Genomic DNA, 21,030 nt, shown 5'->3' with positions numbered 1-21,030 from the left:
ATAATACCATGATAGATGAAATTACAAGATACTCTGACGCTGATTTGGCAGAGTTCAAAGAAATAATCCAGGCAAAAATAAAAAAGGCACAAGAAGATCTTGATTTGATTAAAAGTGCTTATATGAACGATTTGAATAACGGAACAGACGATACTTCTCCAACTTTTAAAGCTTTTGAAGAAGGAAGTGAAACAATGTCTAAAGAAGCAAACTCTCAGTTGGCTATCAGACAAGAGAAGTTTATTCGCGATTTAAAAAACGCGCTTTTCCGTGTAGAAAACAAAACGTACGGTATTTGCAAAGTAACGGGTAAATTAATTAGCAAAGAAAGGCTTAAAATCGTTCCTCATGCAACAATGAGTATCGAAGCTAAAAATTTGCAGAGATAACAAAATAAGCATCAAAATGAAACGCTCCTTTTTAGGGGCGTTTTTTGTTTAATGTTTGTTGAGGCTTGATTTTACTGACAAAACAAGTAATTGAAAGAAATTATTTATAATTAGTCAAAATAAACCGATTTATAAGTATGCCTTTTTTGTAAGAATCAGGCGCGTATAATTACCTAAGATTTTTTTGAGCTGAACACAAAAAAAACCACCTTTTTGAGTGGCGGTTTTATAAGTAAAGTTGTTACGCTAGATTTTTTTCTAAGTCACTTTTGTGTTTTCTTAAAACAGCTCTAGTCATTCCAAGATTAGCTTTGCTTGCATCGGCAGCAAGATAAATCATGAATTTTTTGTTTGGTGAAATGTCAATAATGTGAATTTGGTTTGAAAGCGTAATCAAAATATCTTCAATATCCTGATTTAAACCTAATGCTTTTACGGCATTCAATTTTGCTTTTACAACTTCAAGATTATAAGCAGCCGCAAGCTCAGGATCAAAAGCCGAATCTACACTTATGTTACCAAAGCTTAATCCTGTTTCAATTTCGGTTACAGCCACAGCAATAAAGCCGTTTACGTTAGTTTTCATTTCGTTCAAAAACACGTTTAAAAAATCATTACTCATAGTTTTTGGGGTTTGTGGTTAATAAATGTATGTTATTTTAATAGGGAATTCTTGCTTAACTCTGTAGATAATTCTTCCGTAGAATGCATTAATATACCGAGATTGCTTCCTTCTCTGGAGAAGGCAATTACGAAATTTGAACCACTTATTTTATTTCCGACGACAACCCCATCGGAACTTTTTAAGTAAAGTTGTTTTAAAGAACCTTTTTCGAGATCAATTAGAAATTTCTCGCTCATTGATAAAATTCCTGCACTCATGGCAGCGATGCTGTCACTGTAGTCCAGATTAAGAGATGTGATAAGTTTTCCCTTTCCGTTTAAAATTAAAGCAGCGCTTGCTTTTGTTTCGACCAGGAAGTTGTTTAGAATAGTAGTTATTTCATTCATAATTTTGTAAGGTTTGAGGGGAATGTTAAAATTAATTTGTTTTTGGTAGGTATTTTGGGTTACAGTTGTGATTTGTCCTAAACAATTGTTAATTCTTATTAACAAATATAAATTAAATTATGTATTATTGTAGAACCAAATCGTTAAATATTTTATTTTTTTACTTAAAAAACTTACACTATGGCTAAAGTATTGAAATTCAAAGATGTAAATTCTGATGTGGAAAACAGAATGAAGGAATTTGAAAAGTTACGTGTCAAATTCAAAGCAGAAGTAAAAAAGGCAGAAGCTAAAAGGGCTGCAGCCGGAAAACCGAGTAAAGGGATATTCAGATCTCTCTCAGATTTCTTTACTGACAGTCCGGCAAAAGCGGTCGCTAAAAAATAGATCTAATACAGAAAGTTGGAACAAATTGTTCAACTTTAATATTATTACAAAACAATTAACGTTCCTAATGGAGCGTTTTTTTTGATTTAATTGTTACTTTTGCGCATCAAAAAATCATAAAATGTCATTAAGAAAAGCGTATTTCCTTATATTTTTAGTTTTAATTGTCGACCAGCTTTCAAAAATCTATGTAAAAACAAACTTCGTTTTAGGAGAAGAAGTTGTTATTTTTGATTGGTTTAAAATTCATTTCATTGAAAATGAAGGAATGGCTTGGGGAACAAAAATACCGGGTGCATACGGAAAATTGATTTTGACTGTTTTTAGGATTTTTGCCGTATTCGGAATTGGGTACTGGCTTGCAGATGCAGTTAAGAAACGTCATTCGACTTATTTAATCGTTTCAATTGCCTTAATTTTTGCCGGAGCCGCAGGAAATATTATTGATTCTGTTTTTTACGGAGTTATTTTCGACGGCAGTGAGCATAATCTGGCAACAATGTTTTCTCCACAACCATACGGAACCTGGTTTCACGGTTTGGTAGTGGATATGTTTTATTTTCCTATCTGGGAGGGCGAACTTCCGCAATGGCTGCCATTTTTTGGAGGAAAACATTTTGCATTCTTTAATGCTATTTTTAATGTTGCCGATATGGCAATTTCTACAGGAGTCGGAATCTTGTTAGTCTTCAATAAAAGAGCATTTCCTAAACACGCATAATTAGGTTTAAATATCAAAAATTAAAATTCCAAATTCCAATATCAGCTTTAGATCTTAGAATTTGGAATTTTTCATTATTGGAAATTTTTTAATTATTGAGGTTTGATATTATTGTATTATTTTTACGATACAAAAATCAACCTTATGCAAAGTCCGTCTTTTTCGATTTATGATGCTTCTGCAGGATCAGGAAAGACATATACTTTGGTAAAAGAATATCTCAAAATTATTCTTTCCTCTCCTAAAAACGATGCTTATCGAAATATTTTAGCTATAACTTTTACCAATAAAGCAGTTCATGAAATGAAAAGCCGAATTGTTGGAAGTTTATCTGAGTTCGCCAAAGAAGAACCTTCCGCGAAAGCGATAGATTTAATGGAAGATTTGTCTCGTGAAACCGGACTTTCGATAATTCAGCTAAAGGTTAAATCTCAAAGTATCATCAAGCATTTAATTCATAATTATGCGGCTTTTGATATTTCTACTATTGACAAATTTACCCATAAAGTAATTAGAGCGTTTGCGCACGACTTGAATCTTCCAATGACATTTGAAGTTACTCTGGATACTGAAAATTTATTGATTGAGGCCGTTGATGCTATTATTGCCCAGGCTGGACAAGATGAAACGCTGACGAAATTGCTCATCGATTTTACGATGGAAAAAACCGATGACGATAAAAGTTGGGATATTTCGAGAGAAATTCTCGAAACCGGCCGTTTGGTTTTAAATGAAAATAATCGGAATGAAATTCAGCATTTTAATGATAAAACAATCGAAGAGTTTGTTGAGATTAAAAAGAAAATGCTGGCTTTGTGTAAAGATTTAGAATCGGAAAACGAACAATTTGCAATTGAGGCACTTTTTTTAATTGATAAAAACGGAATCGATTTGAAATCTTTCTCGAGAGGGACATTTCCAAATCATCTAGAAAATATTCGTGACGGGAAATTTAATCCGAGAAACAAAACCTTTCATGAGTTTGATGATATTGCCATTAATAAAACGGCAAAAGACAAATCTTTAATCGAAAATATAATTCCGGAACTGCTTCAAATATTAGAAAAGGTTTATAAAAATTTTGGGAAAAGAGATTTTTATAAAGCTTTCTTGAAGAACATAACGCCGCTTTCTCTTCTTAATACAGTTAGTAATGAGCTGACGAAAATTCAGTCAGAACAAAATATTTTATCTATCTCAGAATTTAATGCCATTATTCACCGAGAGATTCAAAATCAGCCTGCTCCATTTATTTACGAAAGATTAGGAGAGCGTTACCGACATTTTTTTATTGATGAATTTCAGGATACTTCCGAAATGCAGTGGCAGAATTTGATTCCGCTTATAGATAATTCACTTTCAGGATTAGATGATTTGGGAAACAAAGGAACTCTTATGATTGTTGGCGATCCTAAACAATCTATTTATAGATGGAGAGGAGGAAAAGCAGAACAGTTTATAGAACTAAGTAAAGATGTTAATCCTTTTAATAATCCGGATAAAGCAATTAAACATTTGAATACCAACTATCGTAGTTATAGTGAAGTGATTGAGTTTAATAATGCTTTTTTTAAATTGATTTCTACAGAATTTTTAAATACTGATTACAAAGATTTGTATGAAAATCACAGCTTTCAGAATACAAATTCAAAAAAAGGAGGTTATGTAAATATTTCTTTTCTGCCCATAATTGAAAAGAATGATTTTGCAGACGAAGAAGATGTGATTGAAAAATCAGATTTGTATGTTTTAGCAGCATTAAATACAATTCAGAAAGTAATTCGTGAAGGATTTGAATACAAAGATATTGTGATTTTGACTCGTAAAAGAGATCAGGGAATTGCGATTGCAAATTATTTAACAGAACAAAATATTCCGCTTTTATCATCAGAAACATTGATGATAGAAAATGCTACGGAAGTTCGTTTGATAATTAATCTTTTAAAATATTTGAATAACAGCGCTGACCTGGAGTCAAAAGCTTATTTTCTTCATTTTTTGGCGGAGAACAAAGAAATTCAAATGCCGGTTCATGATTTTATTGCTGAAGGTATGCGGCAGAAATTTGAAGAAGATTTTGAAAATTGGCTTTTAACTTTTGATGTTTCTCTTTCGTTTGAAAATGTTAGAAAAAAATCACTTTATGAAGCAGTAGAAATAATTATTTCAAAATTTATACTTCCGTCAGAAGGAAATGCTTATGTTCAGTTTTTTCTGGATATTGTTTTAGAAAGAGATATGCGAAATCAAGCCGGAATTGCTGATTTTCTGAATTACTGGGATAAAAATTCGCAGAAATTCAGTATTCCTTCTCCAGAAGGAAATAATGCGGTTCGAATTATGACAATACATAAATCGAAAGGGTTGGAATTTCCGGTTGTAATTATGCCTTTTGCCGAAGAAGATTATAATCGGAAACCAAAAGATAAATTATGGCTTGATGCTGAAGAAACTGATTTAGGAGTTCCAAAAGCTTTGATTGACAACAGTAGTGCGGTTGAGGGTTTTGGGGAAAATGCTTCGGTGATTTTTAATTTGAAAAAACAAGAAGAATTATTAGATAATATAAATGTGTTATATGTGGCGCTGACCCGTGCCGAAGAACAATTATATATTATCTCGCAATCACTTCAGGAACGAAAAGATGGAGAATTGCCAAATAATATGGCTTCATATTTTATAAAATTTCTAATGCATAAAGGAGTTTATGATCCTGAATTGTTGGAATATGAGTTTGGAAATAAAACAAAACTTTCAAAATCTGAAAAAGCAGTCAATTTGGTAAAAACAATTCCGATTGTCAAAGAAGTTTTAAATCCGAAAAATATTAAAATTGCTCAGCGGGAAGCATTAATGTGGGGAACACATCAGCAGGAAGCGATTTCGTATGGAAACGTTGTGCACGAAATTATGGCATTCATTAAAGATAAATCAGATGTTGATTTGGCTGTTATAAAAGCACTTGAGAACGGTCTTATAACAATCGATCAGTCAGAAAAAGTTACAAAAACGCTTCGTGAAATTGTAAATCATCCTGAATTAAATATTTGTTTTGAATCGAATTACAAAGTTTTGAATGAGCAGACGATTGTTCAGAAAATAGGAAAAATTCTAAAACCAGACCGGGTAGTGTTGACAAATAATCAGGAAGCCTATCTTTTAGATTATAAAACTGGAGCAGTTAATTCAAAATATCAGCAGCAAATTCAAGAATATCAAGATGCTATTGAGGATTTAGGATACAAAGTGTTAAAAAAGGCTTTGGTGTATATAGGATCGGAAATTGAAGTGGTAAATTTGTGAAAAAATTAATCAGATGTTAAAGAAATAACTTCACTTTTTACGGGTTAAGTTGTTAATTTTTAACGTTTTAAATAGATAAAAATGTACGGTAAAATTAAAGAACATCTGCAAAGTGAGCTGCAGACAATCGAAGAAAATGGAATTTTTAAAAAAGAGCGAATTATAACGTCAGCTCAAGGTGCAGAAATTACAATTTCTACAGGAGAAAAAGTTTTAAATTTTTGTGCTAATAATTATTTAGGGTTATCATCGCATCCCGAAGTAGTTCAGGCTGCAAAAGATGCAATGGACACACACGGTTTTGGAATGTCGTCTGTACGTTTCATTTGCGGAACGCAGGATATACATAAAGCATTAGAAAAAAAGATTGCAGATTTTTATGGTACAGAAGATACTATATTATATGCAGCGGCATTTGATGCAAATGGTGGTGTTTTTGAACCTTTATTAGGAGAAAATGATGCAATTATTTCTGACAGTCTGAACCATGCTTCTATTATTGATGGGGTTCGTTTATGTAAGGCGGCACGCTATCGTTATGAAAACAGCAACATGGAAGATCTGGAGCAGCAGTTAATAAAAGCAAATGAGGCAGGCGCTCGTTTTAAATTAATTGTAACGGATGGTGTTTTTTCTATGGATGGTTTAGTAGCGCCTCTGGATAAAATCTGCGATCTGGCTGACAAATACGATGCTTTAGTAATGGTTGATGAATGCCATGCTGCAGGATTTATTGGTGCAACAGGAAAAGGTACGCTTGAAGCAAAAGGAGTAATGGGTCGTGTAGATATTATAACAGGAACATTAGGTAAAGCTTTAGGTGGAGCTATGGGAGGTTATACAACAGCTAAAAAAGAAATTATAGAAATTCTACGCCAGCGTTCAAGACCATATTTGTTTTCAAATTCTTTAGCACCTTCAATTGTAGGAGCATCTATTAAAGTTTTTGAACTTTTAGAAAAAGATACAACACTTAGAGATAAATTAGAATGGAATACTAATTACTTTAAGGAAGGAATGAAAAAAGCAGGTTTCGATATTATTGATGGAGATTCGGCAATAGTACCAGTTATGCTCTATGATGCAAAGTTATCGCAGACAATGGCTAATGAACTTTTAAAGCAAGGTATATATGTTATAGGCTTTTTCTTTCCGGTAGTTCCTAAAGATAAAGCGAGAATCAGAGTACAGCTTTCAGCAGCTCATACGAAGGAACATTTAGACAAAGCGATCGAAGCATTTATATTAACAGGTAAAATGTTAAAAGTTATATAATTACCACATTCGAGTAATTTTTGTAGGTTTTTTTTAACATTTGATTTTGTATTTAAAAAATTTGGTGTTACTTTTGCTTGTAATTAACTAAATTGTAATTAAAAAAATTAAGTATGAAACATCTTAACAAACTTTTAGTTGCTGTATTGATGGCGATGGGGTTAAGCTCACACGCGCAAGACAGTAACAATCCATGGGCGATCTCTTTTGGGGTTAATGCTGTGGATACAAGGACTAGTGCAAGTCCTGAGCACGTTGACTTTTTCCCGGCACACTTTTCTCAACCATTCGATGTAAAAGGTAACTGGAATATCCTTCCTTCTTTATCTTACATTGGTGTGTCTAGATACGTTGGTAGCGGTTTCTCAGTTGGTTTACAAGGTTCTGTAAACAAAATTGATAAATATGTTGTTTTCGCTCCAGATGCTGCAGGTCATGATGGAAGAGGTATGATTGTTACTAATCCTGGTGATTTAATGTACTACGGAATTGATGCTACTATCAAATACAGCTTCCAGGAATTAATCAAATCTAAAGTGATTGATCCTTCGTTATCTGTTGGTGGAGGTTATACTTTCTTCGGAGATAGCAGCTACGGAACTGTTAACCCAGGTGCTGGTTTAACTTTCTGGTTTACTGATGCTATTGGTCTTGAGTTAGCTACAAGATACAAATGGTCTGTAAGTGGTGATAGAGAAGATGCTGCTGGTGTTCCAGATGCTCCATCTCACTTCCAACACACTGCAGGTTTAGTTTTCAAATTCGGAGGTAAAGATACTGACGGAGACGGAATCTATGACAAAGACGATGCTTGTCCAGATGTTGCTGGTTTAAAACAATTCAACGGATGTCCTGATACTGACGGTGACGGAATCGTTGATGCTTCTGACGCTTGTCCAGATGTATTTGGTTTAGCTGCATTAAACGGATGTCCAGATGCTGACGGTGACGGAATCGCTGATAAAGATGATGCTTGTCCAGATGTTGCTGGTTTAGCTGCATTAAAAGGTTGTCCTGATACTGACGGTGACGGAATTGCTGATAAAGACGATAAATGTCCTACAGTTGCAGGTCCTAAAGAAAATGGTGGTTGTCCTTTCTTAGACGCTGATAAAGATGGTGTTTTAGACAAAGATGACGACTGTCCTACAGTTGCTGGTCCAGCTAGTAACAGAGGATGTCCTGAAGTATCTTCTCAAGCTTTAGAAGATCTTAAAGTTCAAGCTAGAGCAATCTACTTCAACTCAGGAAAAGCTACTTTCAAAACTGGTGACAAAGAAACTCCAGCTAGATTAGATGCTATTAAAGAAATCCTTAAAAACTATCCAAACGCTAAATTCAGCATCGAAGGTCACACAGATAACACAGGTTCTGCAAAAGTTAACCAAAAATTATCTGAAGACAGAGCTAAAGCTGTATTAGATGCATTAGTTCAAAGAGGTGTTAACCCAGAAAACTTAGAAGCTAAAGGATTTGGATCTTCTCAACCAGTTGCTAGTAACAAAACTGCTGCAGGTAAAGCTCAAAACAGAAGAACTGAAATTAAACACGTAGGTTCTAAATTCCAAGGTAAACTATAATTTACTTTTGTAAATAAATAATAAAAGCCATTCTTAATTGAATGGCTTTTTTTATTTTTATAAAATGATAAATACTTCTTTTTTAGAAAAAATTGCAGCTGTTGTAATTCAGGGATATTCAGATAAACTTGCAGAAACTACTATTGTTTTACCAAACAAAAGGGCTAAGGTTTTTTTAATTGAAGCATTAAAAAAAGAAACTTCACGAACAATTCTTTCACCTGAAATTATTAGCATTGAAGATTTTGTTCAGGATGTTGCTTCAATACGATCTGTAGATTCTATTGAACTATTGTTTGAATTTTATGAAGTATATTTATCTGTTACCGAAAAGCAGCATCAACAGTCTTTCGAGTTATTTGCTAATTGGGCCAAAACACTTCTGCAGGATTTTAATGAAATTGATCGTTATCTTTTAGATCCTACTCATGTTTTGTCTTATTTGAAAGATATCGAAGATATTAAAAGATGGGGAATCGAAGTTGAAAATAAGACGAAGCTTTTAGAAAATTATATTGACTTTTGGAAACTTCTCCCTCTTTATTATGATTCGCTTTATAATCATCTTCTCAATAAGTCTATCGGTTATCAGGGCTTGATTTACAGAGAAGCCGTAAATAATCTGAATCATTTTTCAAATACGATTTCAAACCGTAATTTTATTTTTGCAGGATTCAATGCTTTAAATGCGGCCGAAGAGAAAATTGTACAACATCTTTTGGCTTTAGATCAGGCAAAAATTTACTGGGATGTAGATCAAACATTTCTTAACGATCCTTTTCATGACGCAGGACTTTTTGTACGTCGATTTAAAGAAAGCTGGAAACATTATAAATTCCATCCTTTTGAATGGATCGTTGATGATTTTTCTCAAGCGAAAAACATCAAAATAATTGGGACTCCAAAAACTATTGGCCAAGCCAAAATTGCAGGAAGCATTATTGAGGATTTAATTAATGAAAATCCAGAATCTTCTCTTGATAAAGTGGCGGTTGTTTTAGGGGAAGAAAATTTATTGGTTCCTGTTTTATATTCGCTTCCTTCTTCTGTTGGGGCTTTAAACATTACGATGGGATATTCAGGAAAGAACAATCCTTCGCAAATATTAGTAGCTAAGTTTTTTAAAATGCATACAAGTGCTCTTTCCAGATCTGGAGGAAGCTATGTGTTTTATTATAAAGACGTTTTGGATGTTCTTACTCATCCTCTGGTTGAGCCTTATGCCAAAACAAATCATATCGTTAGAATAATAAAAGAGAATAATTATACTTTTATTACGCTTAACAAGATTTTAGAACTCAATCAAAATCAATCTGAATTGTTTTCTCTGTTATTTCAAAAATGGGAGAATGGATCGATTGCAGTTCTTGAAAATATAGCCGCAATTCTGCTTCTTATAAAACAAAATTTCAGCAATGATAATGAAGAAGAGAAAATTGCAAAAACTTTTGTTTATTCTGTTTATAAAGTAATCAATAAGCTTATTAATTACTATTCACAGCATAAGCATATTGATAACATCGATACTCTGCATGCCATTTATAAACAAATAATTGATATTGCAGAAGTTTCATTTGAAGGAGAACCTCTGCGCGGTCTTCAAATTATGGGAGTTCTTGAAAGCCGTGTTCTTGATTTTGAAACCGTTATTGTTACTTCGATGAATGAAGGGAAATTCCCGGCTGGGAAATCTCAAAATTCATTTATTCCTTATGATGTTAAAAGGGAATTAGGTCTGCCTACTTTTAAAGAAAAAGATGCAATTTATACCTATCATTTTTATCATTTGCTACAGCGTGCCAAAAACATTTATTTAATATATAATACTGAAAATGATGGTTTGGATGCAGGTGAAAGAAGTCGTTTTATAACGCAGCTCGAAGTTGAGAAAAAATCAAAACACAATATAACTTTTGATATTTACAATCCGGTATTGCCAGCAACAGCATATCAGCCAATGGTTATTCCAAAATCTGAAGCTGTTTTAGAACGTTTAAAAGAAATTGCATCGGTTGGTTTCTCTCCTTCGGCATTGACAAGCTATATTCGTAATCCGATAGAATTTTATTTTCAAAAAATTCTTCGCATTCGTGAAGTCGAAGAAGTGGAAGAAAATATTGCTTTAAATACACTTGGAACAATTATTCATGAAACTTTAAAAGCATTATACGAACCATTTATTGGGAAATTTATTTCTGAATCAGATATTGCAAACTGTTTCAAATTGTTAGATGATGAAGTTTTGAAACAATTTAAACTCGTTTATAAAGAAGGCGAAATTAAAAAGGGACGTAACCTTTTGGCTTTTGAAGTTGCAAAGCGAAATGTATCTAATTTTCTCAAAATTGAACTCGAATCAATCAAGAATGGAGATGCGATTAAAATTGTCGCTTTAGAACAAACTTTTGAGCGTAATCTGGTTCATCCTGATTTGCCGTTTCCGGTCTTGATAAAAGGAAATGTTGACCGAATTGAGCTTCGCAACGGAAAAATAAGAATTATTGATTATAAGACAGGAAAAGTTGAAAAAGCGAACGTTGTGCTTAAATCGTGGAATGGATTAACTCAGGAGCTTAAAAACGATAAAATCATTCAGGTATTAGCTTACGCTTTTATGTTTGAAGAACATGCTGGAGATATTCCTATAGAAGTGGGGATTATTTCGTTTAAAAATCTTAAATCAGGATTTTTACCTTTTGGATTTAAAGAAGAGAAAGATTTAGATCAAATAGTTAGTAAAGATATTTTGAACAGCTATTTAGAAGAAATCGTTTTGCTCTTAAAAGAGATTTTCGATACCAATATTCCTTTTGAGGAGAAAATATAATTGATTTAATGTTATTTCCTTTTCATTAAATCAATCGTGTGTTTTTGCTTTTTTCGGCATTTTTAAAAGTGCCAAATTGTGCGCCGCTAAACAAAATAATGCCATTTTTAACATTTGTATTTTTATTCTTATAATTTTAAATTGACAATAAAAAAGCTGAATTAGAAGAAAATTCTTTTGTTTAGAAATCAAAAAAGTATTCCTTAGAGTTGTTTGATTTTTTTAAGCTGTAGTAAAAGTTTTAGAATGGATAAAGAAAAAATTTTTTGAAGAAAAAATTTTTAAAATGTCAATTCTTCAAAAGCATGATTTTTAAAATGTAATCCTCATTAGGCGAAATTTTCCTTTAAAAGGAAAAGATAAACTTCACAAAGTAAAAGAAAAAGCTGCGATTATTATTAAATAATTACTGCAGCTTTTTGTAAGTAGTTTTTAGCTGAATATTTTTTTGAAGAAACCTTTCTTTTCAGATTCTTTTGAATTCGTATCGTTTATTGGGCCGTTTTCAAAACGAAATCTTCTAAACTTCATCAGTTTTACATTTAAATCAAAGCGTAATTCGTCAACTGTTTTCATTTGAATAATTTTATACAAATTTAATAAAAACTTCTATTAAACTGATTATCTGTACTTACCAAATAAGCGTTTTGAATTTTATGAATTAAAATGTTTGATTTTTGAATAAATTTCTTTTTTCTGTTAAATATTTTTGAAGATTTCTTTTTAAAGATTGGCTTAAATTATACTATAAATAAAAGTGAGTCAGATAGTTGTGTGATCTTGTTTTTTTAACAAGTGTTTATCAAACAATTCTTTTTATTAAAAATAACTTTGAATTTCTTAAAATAATTAATACCACTATGATTGATTTAAATACATTGGTTGAAGAAACAGGAGCGGAGTCTGGAATTGCTTTTAATATAGACGGAATTTTATTGGAATCTGTTAATTTAGAGTATGATGGAAATGTTGCGGCCATGATAGGCATGATTTTGAAAATGTGTTCAGAAATGACAGAAGATGTTAATAATGGTGACTTAAAACAAGTTATGATTAAAAACAATGACGGAATTGTGGTTGCTAACAAAAGTCAGGACGATAATTGTATCGCATTACTTTCTAAAGATACCAGCAAAATGGGACTTTTACTTAGAAAGATGGATACGATTTTCAGCAACTAATTAAACCAATTATATATATATACACATGTCAGATTTTTTACAAAATTTTCAAAATGATTTAAAAGAGAATGTTAGCGGATTTATTGCAGTTTCTGTAACTGAAGTTGAGACAGGGATGTCTTACTGCTCACTTTCTGTAAGACCAGATTTTGATCCTGAATTGGCTTCTGCTTATAATCTAGAAGTTGTAAAAGCAAAAATAAACGCCATTAAAGCTTTAGGATTAGATCAAAAAATCAACGATATTTTAATTACATTAACGGATCAAATACATATTATAGATGTTTCTGAAGATGGTCAGTATTTTATTTACCTGGCTGTTGATGCTAAAAAAGCAAATCTTGGATTAACAAGAGCTACTTTAGGGAAATTTAAGAAAGATATTATTTCAAAACTATAACTTTTTTGCCCCCAAAATGAAGAAAAGGCTGTTTCGTTTATACGGAATGGCCTTTTCTGCTTTTAATACTTTTTTAGTTGAAGAAATCAAGTAAAATTGGTTTTAATTCTTCTTTATTTTCGATGTGACTCATGTGTCCGTCTTCAAAAGAAATTAATTCTACGGTTGTATCTTCAATTTGAGAAAGACTGTCTTCGTAATTTAAAACCGGATCTTTTTTTCCTAAAATCAATAACACCGGAAATCTGTTTTCCTGCAAAAGCCATTCACGGTCTTTGCGTATTTTCATTCCTTCCAGCGAAGCTATAATTCCCTGAAGAGGAGTTTTTAAAGCTTGTTCTCTCACTTTTTCGATTTCATTTTCTAAACGAAGCCTGTTGTTTTCGCTAAATAAATTCGCAATCGCTAAACTTACAAAGTTCACATAGTTTTGTTTTACGGCTTTTATGGCGCGTGTTCTGTTTAGCTTTTTTCGGCGCTGTCTTCTTTAGAAGTAGAATTTAATAAAACTAATTTCTGAATTTTCTGCGGATATAATTCGGCGAAAGCCAAAGCAACATAACCGCCCATTGAATGTCCGAGAATAATAGCTTTTTCAATTTTTAAATTTTCCAAAACTTCATTTACTGCATTGGCATTTTCTTCCATTTCATGAACATAACCCAAAGAGTCTGATTCTCCATGACCTAATAAATCGATTGTAATAACACGATATTTTTTCGAAAAAAGTTCAACATATTCTGTCCACATTTTTTTGTTTTCCAAAAAGCCGTGAAGCAATACAATTGAATTTCCTTCTCCAGAATCTGTAAAAGATATTTTAGTGTTTTTATATAGGATATTTTTCAAAACAGGTTTTTTAATGTAAAGTGCAAAGATAAAAAAGGCAAAACCATATAAGAAATATAAGTTCGTTTCAGTTAAAAATAATAAGCAATTGAGATCAAATTAATTGACTCATTGACTAAAAAAAAGACGATTTCTATTCAAAGAAACCGTCTTTTGTCTATAGTCTTGATTCTGTTTTCTGTTAAGAATTCATCAAGCTTTCAATTTCATCAGCTTCAACCGGAATATTGCGCATTAAGTTAAAAGGTTCTCCTTTTTCTTGAACCACAACATTATCTTCTAAACGGATTCCGAATTTTTCTGCCGGAATGTAAATTCCCGGTTCAACTGTGAAAACCATATTTGGTTTCATTGGTTCGTGAAGCAATCCGTAATCATGCGTGTCAAGTCCCATGTGGTGAGAAGTTCCGTGCATGAAATATTTTTTGTAAGCCGGCCATTCCGGATTTTCGTTCTGAACATCGGCTTTGTCAATTAAGCCTAAACCAAGCAATTCAGAAGTCATAATTTTACCAACTTCAACATGATATTGTTTCCAAAGTGTTCCTGGCGTAAGCATTTTTGTAGCTTCGTTTTTTACTCTCAAAACGGCATTGTAAACCGCTTTCTGACGATCTGTAAAACGACCAGAAACCGGAATTGTTCTTGTCATGTCGCTTGAATAGTTTGCATATTCAGCAGCAACGTCTAATAATAATAAATCACCGTCTTTACATTGCTGATTGTTTTCGATATAATGTAAAACATTTGCATTGTTTCCTGAAGCAATAATTGGGGTATAAGCAAAACCTTTAGAACGGTTACGGATGAATTCGTGAGCCAATTCGGCTTCAACTTCATATTCGGTAACATTTGGTTTTACGAATCCTAATAATCTGCGGAAACCTTTTTCTGTAATATCACATGCGTGCTGAATCAAATCGATTTCTTCGCTTTCTTTTACTGAACGAATGCGTTGTAAAATTGGATTACTTTTCGCAACGTTGTGTGCAGGATAACGTTCTTTCCACCATTTTACAAAACGCGCTTCGCGAGTTTCTACTTCAACAGTTGCGCGGTAATGTTCATTTGTGTTGATGTACATCGTATCGGCATACGTCATCATCTCGTTCAAAATTTTATGAAAATCCTGTAACCAATAAACTGTTCTAATTCCAGAAACCTGAAATGCACGTTCTTTAGTCAGTTTTTCACCTTCCCAAACTGCTATATGATCATTAGTTTCTCTTAAAAAAAGAATTTCTTTTTGACTTTCGTAAGGCGCATCCGGAAACAAAAGCAAAACACTTTCTTCCTGATCTACACCGCTCAGATAAAAAATATCTCTGTGTTGCGCAAATGGTAAAGTACTATCGGCACTAATTGGGTAAATGTCATTTGAATTGAACACGGCAACTGAATTTGGTTTCATTTCTGCCATGAATTTTTTGCGGTTTTTTACAAAAAGAGCGCTGTTTATTTGATGATATTTCATAATTATTTCGTTTTTGAACTTCGAATTTCAAAATTAGTGATTTTTGAATAAGTGGCGTATAATTGATTTATTAAAGTTTTCTTATTTGTTTTGGTTCTATTTTTTTGGTGTTTTTTTGGCCACAGATTTACACAGATTTGAACAGATTTTTATTTTTGAAAATTGATATTAACCACAATATTGTCATTTCTTCTTCCTCGAAATGACAATATTGAGAAAATCTCATAATCTTAATTTGGACGTGCCCCTCCGGGTCGGGCTTTCGGCTATATCTTTTATTATGCTTCGCTACATAAATGGATACCGCCTGAATCTCCTACATAAAACTCGGATTAACATAAAGTTGATAATGAAAATCATTTCAATTATGGGAATTTGTATATTGCTATTCTTAAAACGCTCTTGATATAAACAACTACAAAATAAAAGTGAAGGCAAACAAACTTATAATATTAATGATTCTATTTATTTCAATTTCTGGTTATTCTCAGATTAAGAATTTTCAAGAGATAGAAAAATATGTCAAAGAGGTTCCGAAATCTGAAACATCAAGTGTAGAATCTTTAGCCCTTTATCTTAAGAAAAACGCTAAAACAAAAACCGAAATTTTAGCAAGAATTTATTTTTGGATAATAGAAAATATAGAATACGATTGGGATACTTTTTTAATAACAAGGACATTGATGTTTCTCCTGCTGCAACTTTAACAAACAGAAAATCTGTTTGTTCCGGATACGCGAATTTGTTTAAAGCAATTTGTGATATTGCCAAAATAAAATCTGCTGTAATTACTGGTTATGCTAAAGGATATGGGTATAAAGGCGAAAAACTAAGTGACACAAATCATGCATGGAATGCGGTAAAGCTTTATGATAAATGGGAACTTATCGACGTGACATGGGGAAGACAAACTATTATTACTGATGAAGGAGAAGGGGAATTATGGAATGCCAGATATTTTTTAGATGATCCAAATGATTTTATTCTTGAACATTTTCCCCAAGATGAAGTATGGCAATTATTAGATAATGAAATAAGTATTGATGCTTTCTTTAGTGCTGAAATGGAAGAGAAACGGAAAGCGAGATTACAACAGGATTTTTTAATTATAGAATAGATAGCAGAACTTGGAGATCTATAATTCCGTGCTTTTAGAAAAATTATATAAAAAAAACCGAAGCAAATCGCTTCGGTTCTGTATTTATTGGAATTTGGAATTTTTTTATTGAAATTTTAAAAAAAAATTAATCCACCCATTTATAATATCTCGCTCCAATCAAAACTGGAATTTCTTTTTCAATTCGGTCTAAAACCCATTCATTTTTTGGAGTTCTCACACTTTGTTTTTGTTCTTTTTTATGAAGACTTTCGTAAGTGTTGAAATCAATTTCTACGCTTTCTGCTAAATTTTCAAAAAGTTTTACGTTTTCTAAAGCCGATTTCCATTCGGGCTGAATTGTTCCTTCAAAAACCTTAGACTTCGATCCACTTCCGTAAGCTAGAAAACCGAATTTAGTTCCGGCAACTTCTTTATTCGTATCATAAAAATGAGCCAAAGTCGATAACAATCCCATAAAAATAGAACCAGTATAAAGATTTCCAATTAATGACGAAGCCAATTCTGCAGGCTGTAATTTCTCGGTTACAAAACTTCTGTAATCATCAGATTTAGCAACTTCTTTAATTTTTGTCTGATAATCTGCAGGCGCGATATCATCAGCAATAATTTTTTCGGCACTGTCTAAAGCGTAGATTTCAGACAACATTCTTCTTCCCTGGAAAGAATATGGCAAATGCATCACGATACTGTGCCAAGTATTATATAAAGTTTCGGTTGTGTTTTTTAATTTTTTGAATGAAAAGTAAGCATTGCGCGTACGATCCATATAACATTGATTTGAATATTGGCCGTCAAAAACTGGTTGATCTTTGTGGATTTCGATTTCGGCTTCTAAATTGTCAAACCAGGAATCGTTGTTAGTGTTTTTTGTGATTTCTTCTTTAGATATAGTTCTGTACGGTTTAAAAAAGTCAAAAACGCCTTTTGTGCTGGTTGCCCAATTTTCATCAAAAGCAATTATTTTTGGATTTGCAGAAATCAACATCGCAACAGCTCCAGCGCCCTGCGTATATTCGCCGCCAGAATTTAAATCGTATTTTGCAAAATCAGAAGTAACAACGATTGCTTTTTTCGTTGGATTTAATTTTACGAAATCCAAACAGTTTTGCAAAGCGTCTACACCGCCAATACAAGCGAAAGTAAAATCTACAACATCACATTCAGCTAAAGAATCTTCGCCAAATTTTTGTTCAATTAAACTAATTAAGTAAGAAGCAATTGGTTTCGAGCTGTCGACGCCGCTTTCGGTGCCAACATAGATTCGGCTGATTTCTTTTAAGTCAATTTTATTATCAATGATAAGCTTGGTTAAAGCATTTGCTCCAAAAACAACTGCATCCTGATGAACGTCCGGAAAAGTCATTTTTAATAATCCAAGACCTTTTTCTAATTTTTCTGGTTCGATATTTCTGGCAACTGCCAAAGTTTTTATGGGTAAGTGTATGTTTGCGACATCAAAAGCGATGGCATCAATTCCTGTTTTCATTCTGTTATTTTTTGAAGCCGATAAAGGTAAAATTATGCTTCTAAAATATCGAAGCTTTAGCCGATTAAAATTTAATTCTGAGCCACTTTTGAGGAAAATAAATCAAAAAGCTGGAAAAAATAACAATTTGGTAATTATATAAAAATCAGGATTTAGTTAAAATGCGGAGAGAAAAAATCCTATTTTCTTGTTTTTAAATAATTTGCAATAATGTAATTCAAGGCTCTTTAAAATCATTATAAATAACAACGAAATGGTTGTAGTTCTTTTGTAATTGAGTTATTTTTGTCTAATTTTTTAAAACAAACTACTTAAACACTTATGGCACAATCTGCACTATTGAATGCTTCCATCTTAAAGAAAGTAGCTATGGCTCTTTCGGGAATATTCTTAATCACGTTTTTAGCGCTGCATGTTTCCTTAAATTTCATTTCTATTATTAGTGAAGATGTTTTTAACGAAGCTTCTCACTTTATGGGATACAATCCGCTGATACAATATGTAATGCAGCCAATTTTGGCATTCGGAGTAATTTTTCACTTCGTAATGGGATTTGTATTGACTGCTCAAAACAGCGCTGCAAGGCCAATTGCTTATGCAAAATACAACGGAGCGGCAAATGCTTCTTGGAGTTCTAGAAATATGATTATTTCTGGATTGGTTATTTTGGCTTTCTTAGGATTGCACTTTTATGATTTCTGGTTTCCTGAAGTTAGCTATAAATATATAGCAGGTACAGCGCCAGATGCTACAAGGTATTATGGAGAGTTAGTTCACAAATTTCATGACCCAATCCGTACAGCATTGTACTGTGTGTCTTTCATCCTTTTAGGATTTCACTTATGGCACGGGTTCGCATCTTCTCTTCAATCAGTAGGGATGCACAACAAATACTCTAGATTTTTAGCGAAAGTAGGTTACTGGTTTGCAGTTGTAGTTCCGGCAGCTTTCGTAATTATCGCTTTATTTCATCATTTCAATAATTAATATCAATTATAATGGCATTAGATTCAAAAATTCCAAATGGTCCTATAGCGGACAAATGGACAAATTATAAAGATCATATTAATTTAGTAAACCCTGCTAACAAACGTAATCTTGATATTATTGTAGTTGGTACAGGTTTGGCTGGAGGTTCGGCTGCGGCTACTTTGGCTGAGTTAGGATATAACGTAAAAGCATTCTGCTTCCAAGATTCTCCACGTCGTGCACACTCTATCGCTGCACAAGGAGGTATCAACGCTGCAAAAAATTATAAAGGTGACGGTGACTCAGTTTACAGATTGTTCTATGATACTGTAAAAGGTGGTGACTACCGTGCACGTGAGGCAAACGTTCACCGTTTGGCTGAAGTTTCTGCTAACATTATTGACCAGTGTGTGGCTCAAGGGGTGCCATTGGCTCGTGAATATGGCGGACTTTTAGATAACCGTTCTTTTGGAGGAACTTTGGTTTCTCGTACATTTTACGCACAAGGACAAACTGGACAACAATTATTGCTAGGAGCTTATTCTGCAATGAACCGCCAGATTGGTCGTGGAAAAATCAAAATGTACAACCGTCACGAAATGCTTGACATTGTAATCGTGAACGGAAAAGCGAGAGGTATTATCGCTCGTAACTTAATCACTGGAGAAATAGAAAGACATTCTGCTCACGCGGTAGTAATTGGTTCTGGAGGATACGGAAACGTGTTTTTCCTTTCAACAAATGCTATGGGAAGTAACGCAACAGCAGCTTGGAAAATTCATAAAAAAGGAGCATTTTTCGCAAATCCTTGTTATACGCAAATTCACCCAACATGTATTCCGGTTTCAGGAGATCACCAGTCAAAACTGACTTTGATGTCAGAGTCTTTACGTAATGACGGTCGTATTTGGGTACCTAAAAAATTAGAAGATGCTCAGGCAATTCGTGAAGGAAAGAAAAAAGCAATTGATTTATCTGAAGACGAAAGAGATTATTTCTTAGAAAGAAGATATCCTGCTTTTGGTAACTTAGTGCCTCGTGACGTTGCGTCTCGTGCGGCTAAAGAAAGATGCGATGCTGGTTTTGGAGTTAACAAAACTGGAGAAGCGGTTTATTTAGATTTCGCTGCCGCTATCGAACGTTACGGAAAAGAAGCTGCTCACGTAAAAGGTTTGAATGAAAATGACAAAGCTTTAGTTACTAAATTAGGAACTGATATCGTAAAAAGTAAATACGGAAACTTATTCCAAATGTACTTGAAAATTGTTGACGAAGATCCTTATGTAACACCAATGATGATTTACCCTGCGGTTCACTATACAATGGGTGGAACTTGGGTTGATTATAACTTAATGACTACAATTCCTGGATGTTTCTCAATTGGAGAATCTAACTTCTCTGACCACGGAGCAAACAGACTTGGAGCTTCTGCTTTGATGCAAGGTTTAGCTGATGGATATTTCGTATTGCCTTATACTATCGGAGATTATTTAGCTCCGGATATTAAAATGGGACCAATTTCTACAGACTTACCAGAATTCGTTGAAGCTGAAAAAGCGGTTGTAGATCAAATCAACAAATTTATCAACAACAACGGTAAACATTCTGTAGATTATTTCCACAAAAAACTTGGAAAAATTATGTGGAATAAAGTAGGTATGGCTCGTAATGCTAAAGGTTTAACTGAGGCTATCGAAGAAATTGCTGCTTTACGTGAAGAGTTTTATAAAGATGTAAAAGTTCCTGGAAGCGCTTACGAATTTAATCAGGAATTAGAAAAAGCGACTCGTGTTGCCGATTTCTTAGAGTTAGGAGAATTGTTTGCGAAAGATGCTTTACACCGTAACGAATCTTGTGGAGGTCACTTCCGTGAGGAATATCAAACAGAAGAAGGAGAAGCACTTCGTGATGACGAAAACTTTGCATACGTTGCCGCTTGGGAATACAAAGGAAAACCAAGTGATGCCGTATTACACAAAGAACCTCTTAATTACGAAAACATTAAATTAGTTCAAAGAAGTTATAAATAAGAATTTGGTCGAAAGCCCAAAGTCTTAA

17 protein-coding genes and 1 pseudogene are annotated in these 21,030 nt (G+C 33.2%); 12 read left to right on the top strand and 6 right to left on the bottom strand.

Annotated features, from left to right (window positions below; genetic code table 11):
* Positions 1-8: 8 nt before the first annotated feature.
* Entirely contained in the window at positions 9-389 is a 381-nt protein-coding gene (locus ABDW27_RS10690; RefSeq protein WP_012022792.1) for a TraR/DksA C4-type zinc finger protein, read from the top strand.
* A gap of 241 nt (positions 390-630) precedes the next feature.
* On the opposite strand, the gene ABDW27_RS10685 is transcribed toward ABDW27_RS10690, so the two are convergent.
* Positions 631-1,011 carry a hypothetical protein gene (locus tag ABDW27_RS10685; protein ID WP_343695879.1) on the bottom strand — a complete coding sequence of 127 codons (381 nt, stop codon included), beginning with the start codon at positions 1,009-1,011 and terminating at the stop codon, positions 631-633.
* A gap of 32 nt (positions 1,012-1,043) precedes the next feature.
* Positions 1,044-1,400 (bottom strand): roadblock/LC7 domain-containing protein, encoded by a 357-nt coding sequence (locus ABDW27_RS10680; RefSeq protein WP_343695878.1) that lies wholly within the window; start codon positions 1,398-1,400, stop codon positions 1,044-1,046.
* Positions 1,401-1,580: 180 nt separating this feature from the next.
* On the opposite strand from ABDW27_RS10680, the gene ABDW27_RS10675 reads away from it, so the two are divergent.
* From ABDW27_RS10675 to ABDW27_RS10650, 6 genes are all read left to right on the top strand, one after another.
* A complete protein-coding gene (locus ABDW27_RS10675) occupies positions 1,581-1,787 on the top strand; it encodes a hypothetical protein (RefSeq protein WP_343695877.1) in 207 nt (68 codons plus the stop codon).
* A 121-nt stretch (positions 1,788-1,908) separates the two neighbouring features.
* Positions 1,909-2,508 carry a lipoprotein signal peptidase gene (locus ABDW27_RS10670; RefSeq protein ID WP_343695876.1) on the top strand — a complete coding sequence of 200 codons (600 nt, stop codon included), beginning with the start codon at positions 1,909-1,911 and terminating at the stop codon, positions 2,506-2,508.
* Between the two features lie 144 nt (positions 2,509-2,652).
* On the top strand, positions 2,653-5,811 hold the full coding sequence (locus ABDW27_RS10665; protein WP_343695875.1) for a UvrD-helicase domain-containing protein: 3,159 nt from the start codon (positions 2,653-2,655) through the stop codon (positions 5,809-5,811).
* 81 nt (positions 5,812-5,892) lie between these two features.
* Positions 5,893-7,086: a glycine C-acetyltransferase gene (gene kbl / locus ABDW27_RS10660; RefSeq protein ID WP_343695874.1), complete on the top strand. Its 1,194-nt coding sequence runs from the start codon at positions 5,893-5,895 to the stop codon at positions 7,084-7,086.
* Between the two features lie 113 nt (positions 7,087-7,199).
* Entirely contained in the window at positions 7,200-8,666 is a 1,467-nt protein-coding gene (locus ABDW27_RS10655) for an OmpA family protein (protein ID WP_343695873.1), read from the top strand.
* A 64-nt stretch (positions 8,667-8,730) separates the two neighbouring features.
* Positions 8,731-11,493: a PD-(D/E)XK nuclease family protein gene (locus tag ABDW27_RS10650; protein ID WP_343695872.1), complete on the top strand. Its 2,763-nt coding sequence runs from the start codon at positions 8,731-8,733 to the stop codon at positions 11,491-11,493.
* A gap of 432 nt (positions 11,494-11,925) precedes the next feature.
* Here the strand turns inward: ABDW27_RS10650 and ABDW27_RS10645 are convergent, their stop codons facing one another.
* Positions 11,926-12,069: a hypothetical protein gene (locus ABDW27_RS10645; RefSeq protein ID WP_343695871.1), complete on the bottom strand. Its 144-nt coding sequence runs from the start codon at positions 12,067-12,069 to the stop codon at positions 11,926-11,928.
* A gap of 284 nt (positions 12,070-12,353) precedes the next feature.
* Between ABDW27_RS10645 and ABDW27_RS10640 the strand changes: the two genes are divergently transcribed.
* Both ABDW27_RS10640 and ABDW27_RS10635 read left to right on the top strand, forming a co-directional pair.
* On the top strand, positions 12,354-12,674 hold the full coding sequence (locus ABDW27_RS10640) for a roadblock/LC7 domain-containing protein (RefSeq protein ID WP_343695870.1): 321 nt from the start codon (positions 12,354-12,356) through the stop codon (positions 12,672-12,674).
* Positions 12,675-12,699: 25 nt separating this feature from the next.
* Positions 12,700-13,074 carry a hypothetical protein gene (locus ABDW27_RS10635; protein WP_073415656.1) on the top strand — a complete coding sequence of 125 codons (375 nt, stop codon included), beginning with the start codon at positions 12,700-12,702 and terminating at the stop codon, positions 13,072-13,074.
* A gap of 73 nt (positions 13,075-13,147) precedes the next feature.
* Here ABDW27_RS10635 and ABDW27_RS10630 read toward each other — a convergent pair.
* Both ABDW27_RS10630 and ABDW27_RS10625 read right to left on the bottom strand, forming a co-directional pair.
* Positions 13,148-13,923: pseudogene (locus ABDW27_RS10630) on the bottom strand (alpha/beta hydrolase).
* Positions 13,924-14,104: 181 nt separating this feature from the next.
* Positions 14,105-15,397, bottom strand: a complete 1,293-nt coding sequence (locus ABDW27_RS10625; RefSeq protein ID WP_343695869.1) for an aminopeptidase P family protein — start codon at positions 15,395-15,397, stop codon at positions 14,105-14,107.
* 652 nt (positions 15,398-16,049) lie between these two features.
* Here ABDW27_RS10625 and ABDW27_RS10620 point away from each other — a divergent pair.
* Complete coding sequence (locus ABDW27_RS10620; protein ID WP_343695868.1) at positions 16,050-16,514, top strand: transglutaminase domain-containing protein; 465 nt, start codon at positions 16,050-16,052, stop codon at positions 16,512-16,514.
* Positions 16,515-16,641: 127 nt separating this feature from the next.
* Here the strand turns inward: ABDW27_RS10620 and ABDW27_RS10615 are convergent, their stop codons facing one another.
* Positions 16,642-18,003 (bottom strand): hydroxymethylglutaryl-CoA synthase, encoded by a 1,362-nt coding sequence (locus tag ABDW27_RS10615; protein WP_343695867.1) that lies wholly within the window; start codon positions 18,001-18,003, stop codon positions 16,642-16,644.
* Positions 18,004-18,324: 321 nt separating this feature from the next.
* Between ABDW27_RS10615 and ABDW27_RS10610 the strand changes: the two genes are divergently transcribed.
* Both ABDW27_RS10610 and ABDW27_RS10605 read left to right on the top strand, forming a co-directional pair.
* Positions 18,325-18,990, top strand: a complete 666-nt coding sequence (locus tag ABDW27_RS10610) for a succinate dehydrogenase cytochrome b subunit (RefSeq protein ID WP_343695866.1) — start codon at positions 18,325-18,327, stop codon at positions 18,988-18,990.
* 11 nt (positions 18,991-19,001) lie between these two features.
* Positions 19,002-21,002, top strand: a complete 2,001-nt coding sequence (locus ABDW27_RS10605; protein WP_343695865.1) for a fumarate reductase/succinate dehydrogenase flavoprotein subunit — start codon at positions 19,002-19,004, stop codon at positions 21,000-21,002.
* The last annotated feature ends 28 nt before the right edge of the window (positions 21,003-21,030 follow it).

Origin of the sequence: Flavobacterium sp. (genome assembly GCF_039595935.1) — a bacterium.
Taxonomy (GTDB): domain Bacteria; phylum Bacteroidota; class Bacteroidia; order Flavobacteriales; family Flavobacteriaceae; genus Flavobacterium.
Note: the sequence above shows the minus strand (reverse complement) of the source record. Positions and strands in the feature narration are given on the sequence as shown.

Coding starts and splice junctions, on each gene's coding strand:
- ABDW27_RS10690 (WP_012022792.1), top strand. CDS start 9: ATGATAGATGAAATTACAAGATACTCTGACGCTGATTTGGCAGAGTTC.
- ABDW27_RS10685 (WP_343695879.1), bottom strand. CDS start 1,011: ATGAGTAATGATTTTTTAAACGTGTTTTTGAACGAAATGAAAACTAAC.
- ABDW27_RS10680 (WP_343695878.1), bottom strand. CDS start 1,400: ATGAATGAAATAACTACTATTCTAAACAACTTCCTGGTCGAAACAAAA.
- ABDW27_RS10675 (WP_343695877.1), top strand. CDS start 1,581: ATGGCTAAAGTATTGAAATTCAAAGATGTAAATTCTGATGTGGAAAAC.
- ABDW27_RS10670 (WP_343695876.1), top strand. CDS start 1,909: ATGTCATTAAGAAAAGCGTATTTCCTTATATTTTTAGTTTTAATTGTC.
- ABDW27_RS10665 (WP_343695875.1), top strand. CDS start 2,653: ATGCAAAGTCCGTCTTTTTCGATTTATGATGCTTCTGCAGGATCAGGA.
- kbl (WP_343695874.1), top strand. CDS start 5,893: ATGTACGGTAAAATTAAAGAACATCTGCAAAGTGAGCTGCAGACAATC.
- ABDW27_RS10655 (WP_343695873.1), top strand. CDS start 7,200: ATGAAACATCTTAACAAACTTTTAGTTGCTGTATTGATGGCGATGGGG.
- ABDW27_RS10650 (WP_343695872.1), top strand. CDS start 8,731: ATGATAAATACTTCTTTTTTAGAAAAAATTGCAGCTGTTGTAATTCAG.
- ABDW27_RS10645 (WP_343695871.1), bottom strand. CDS start 12,069: ATGAAAACAGTTGACGAATTACGCTTTGATTTAAATGTAAAACTGATG.
- ABDW27_RS10640 (WP_343695870.1), top strand. CDS start 12,354: ATGATTGATTTAAATACATTGGTTGAAGAAACAGGAGCGGAGTCTGGA.
- ABDW27_RS10635 (WP_073415656.1), top strand. CDS start 12,700: ATGTCAGATTTTTTACAAAATTTTCAAAATGATTTAAAAGAGAATGTT.
- ABDW27_RS10625 (WP_343695869.1), bottom strand. CDS start 15,397: ATGAAATATCATCAAATAAACAGCGCTCTTTTTGTAAAAAACCGCAAA.
- ABDW27_RS10615 (WP_343695867.1), bottom strand. CDS start 18,003: ATGAAAACAGGAATTGATGCCATCGCTTTTGATGTCGCAAACATACAC.
- ABDW27_RS10610 (WP_343695866.1), top strand. CDS start 18,325: ATGGCACAATCTGCACTATTGAATGCTTCCATCTTAAAGAAAGTAGCT.
- ABDW27_RS10605 (WP_343695865.1), top strand. CDS start 19,002: ATGGCATTAGATTCAAAAATTCCAAATGGTCCTATAGCGGACAAATGG.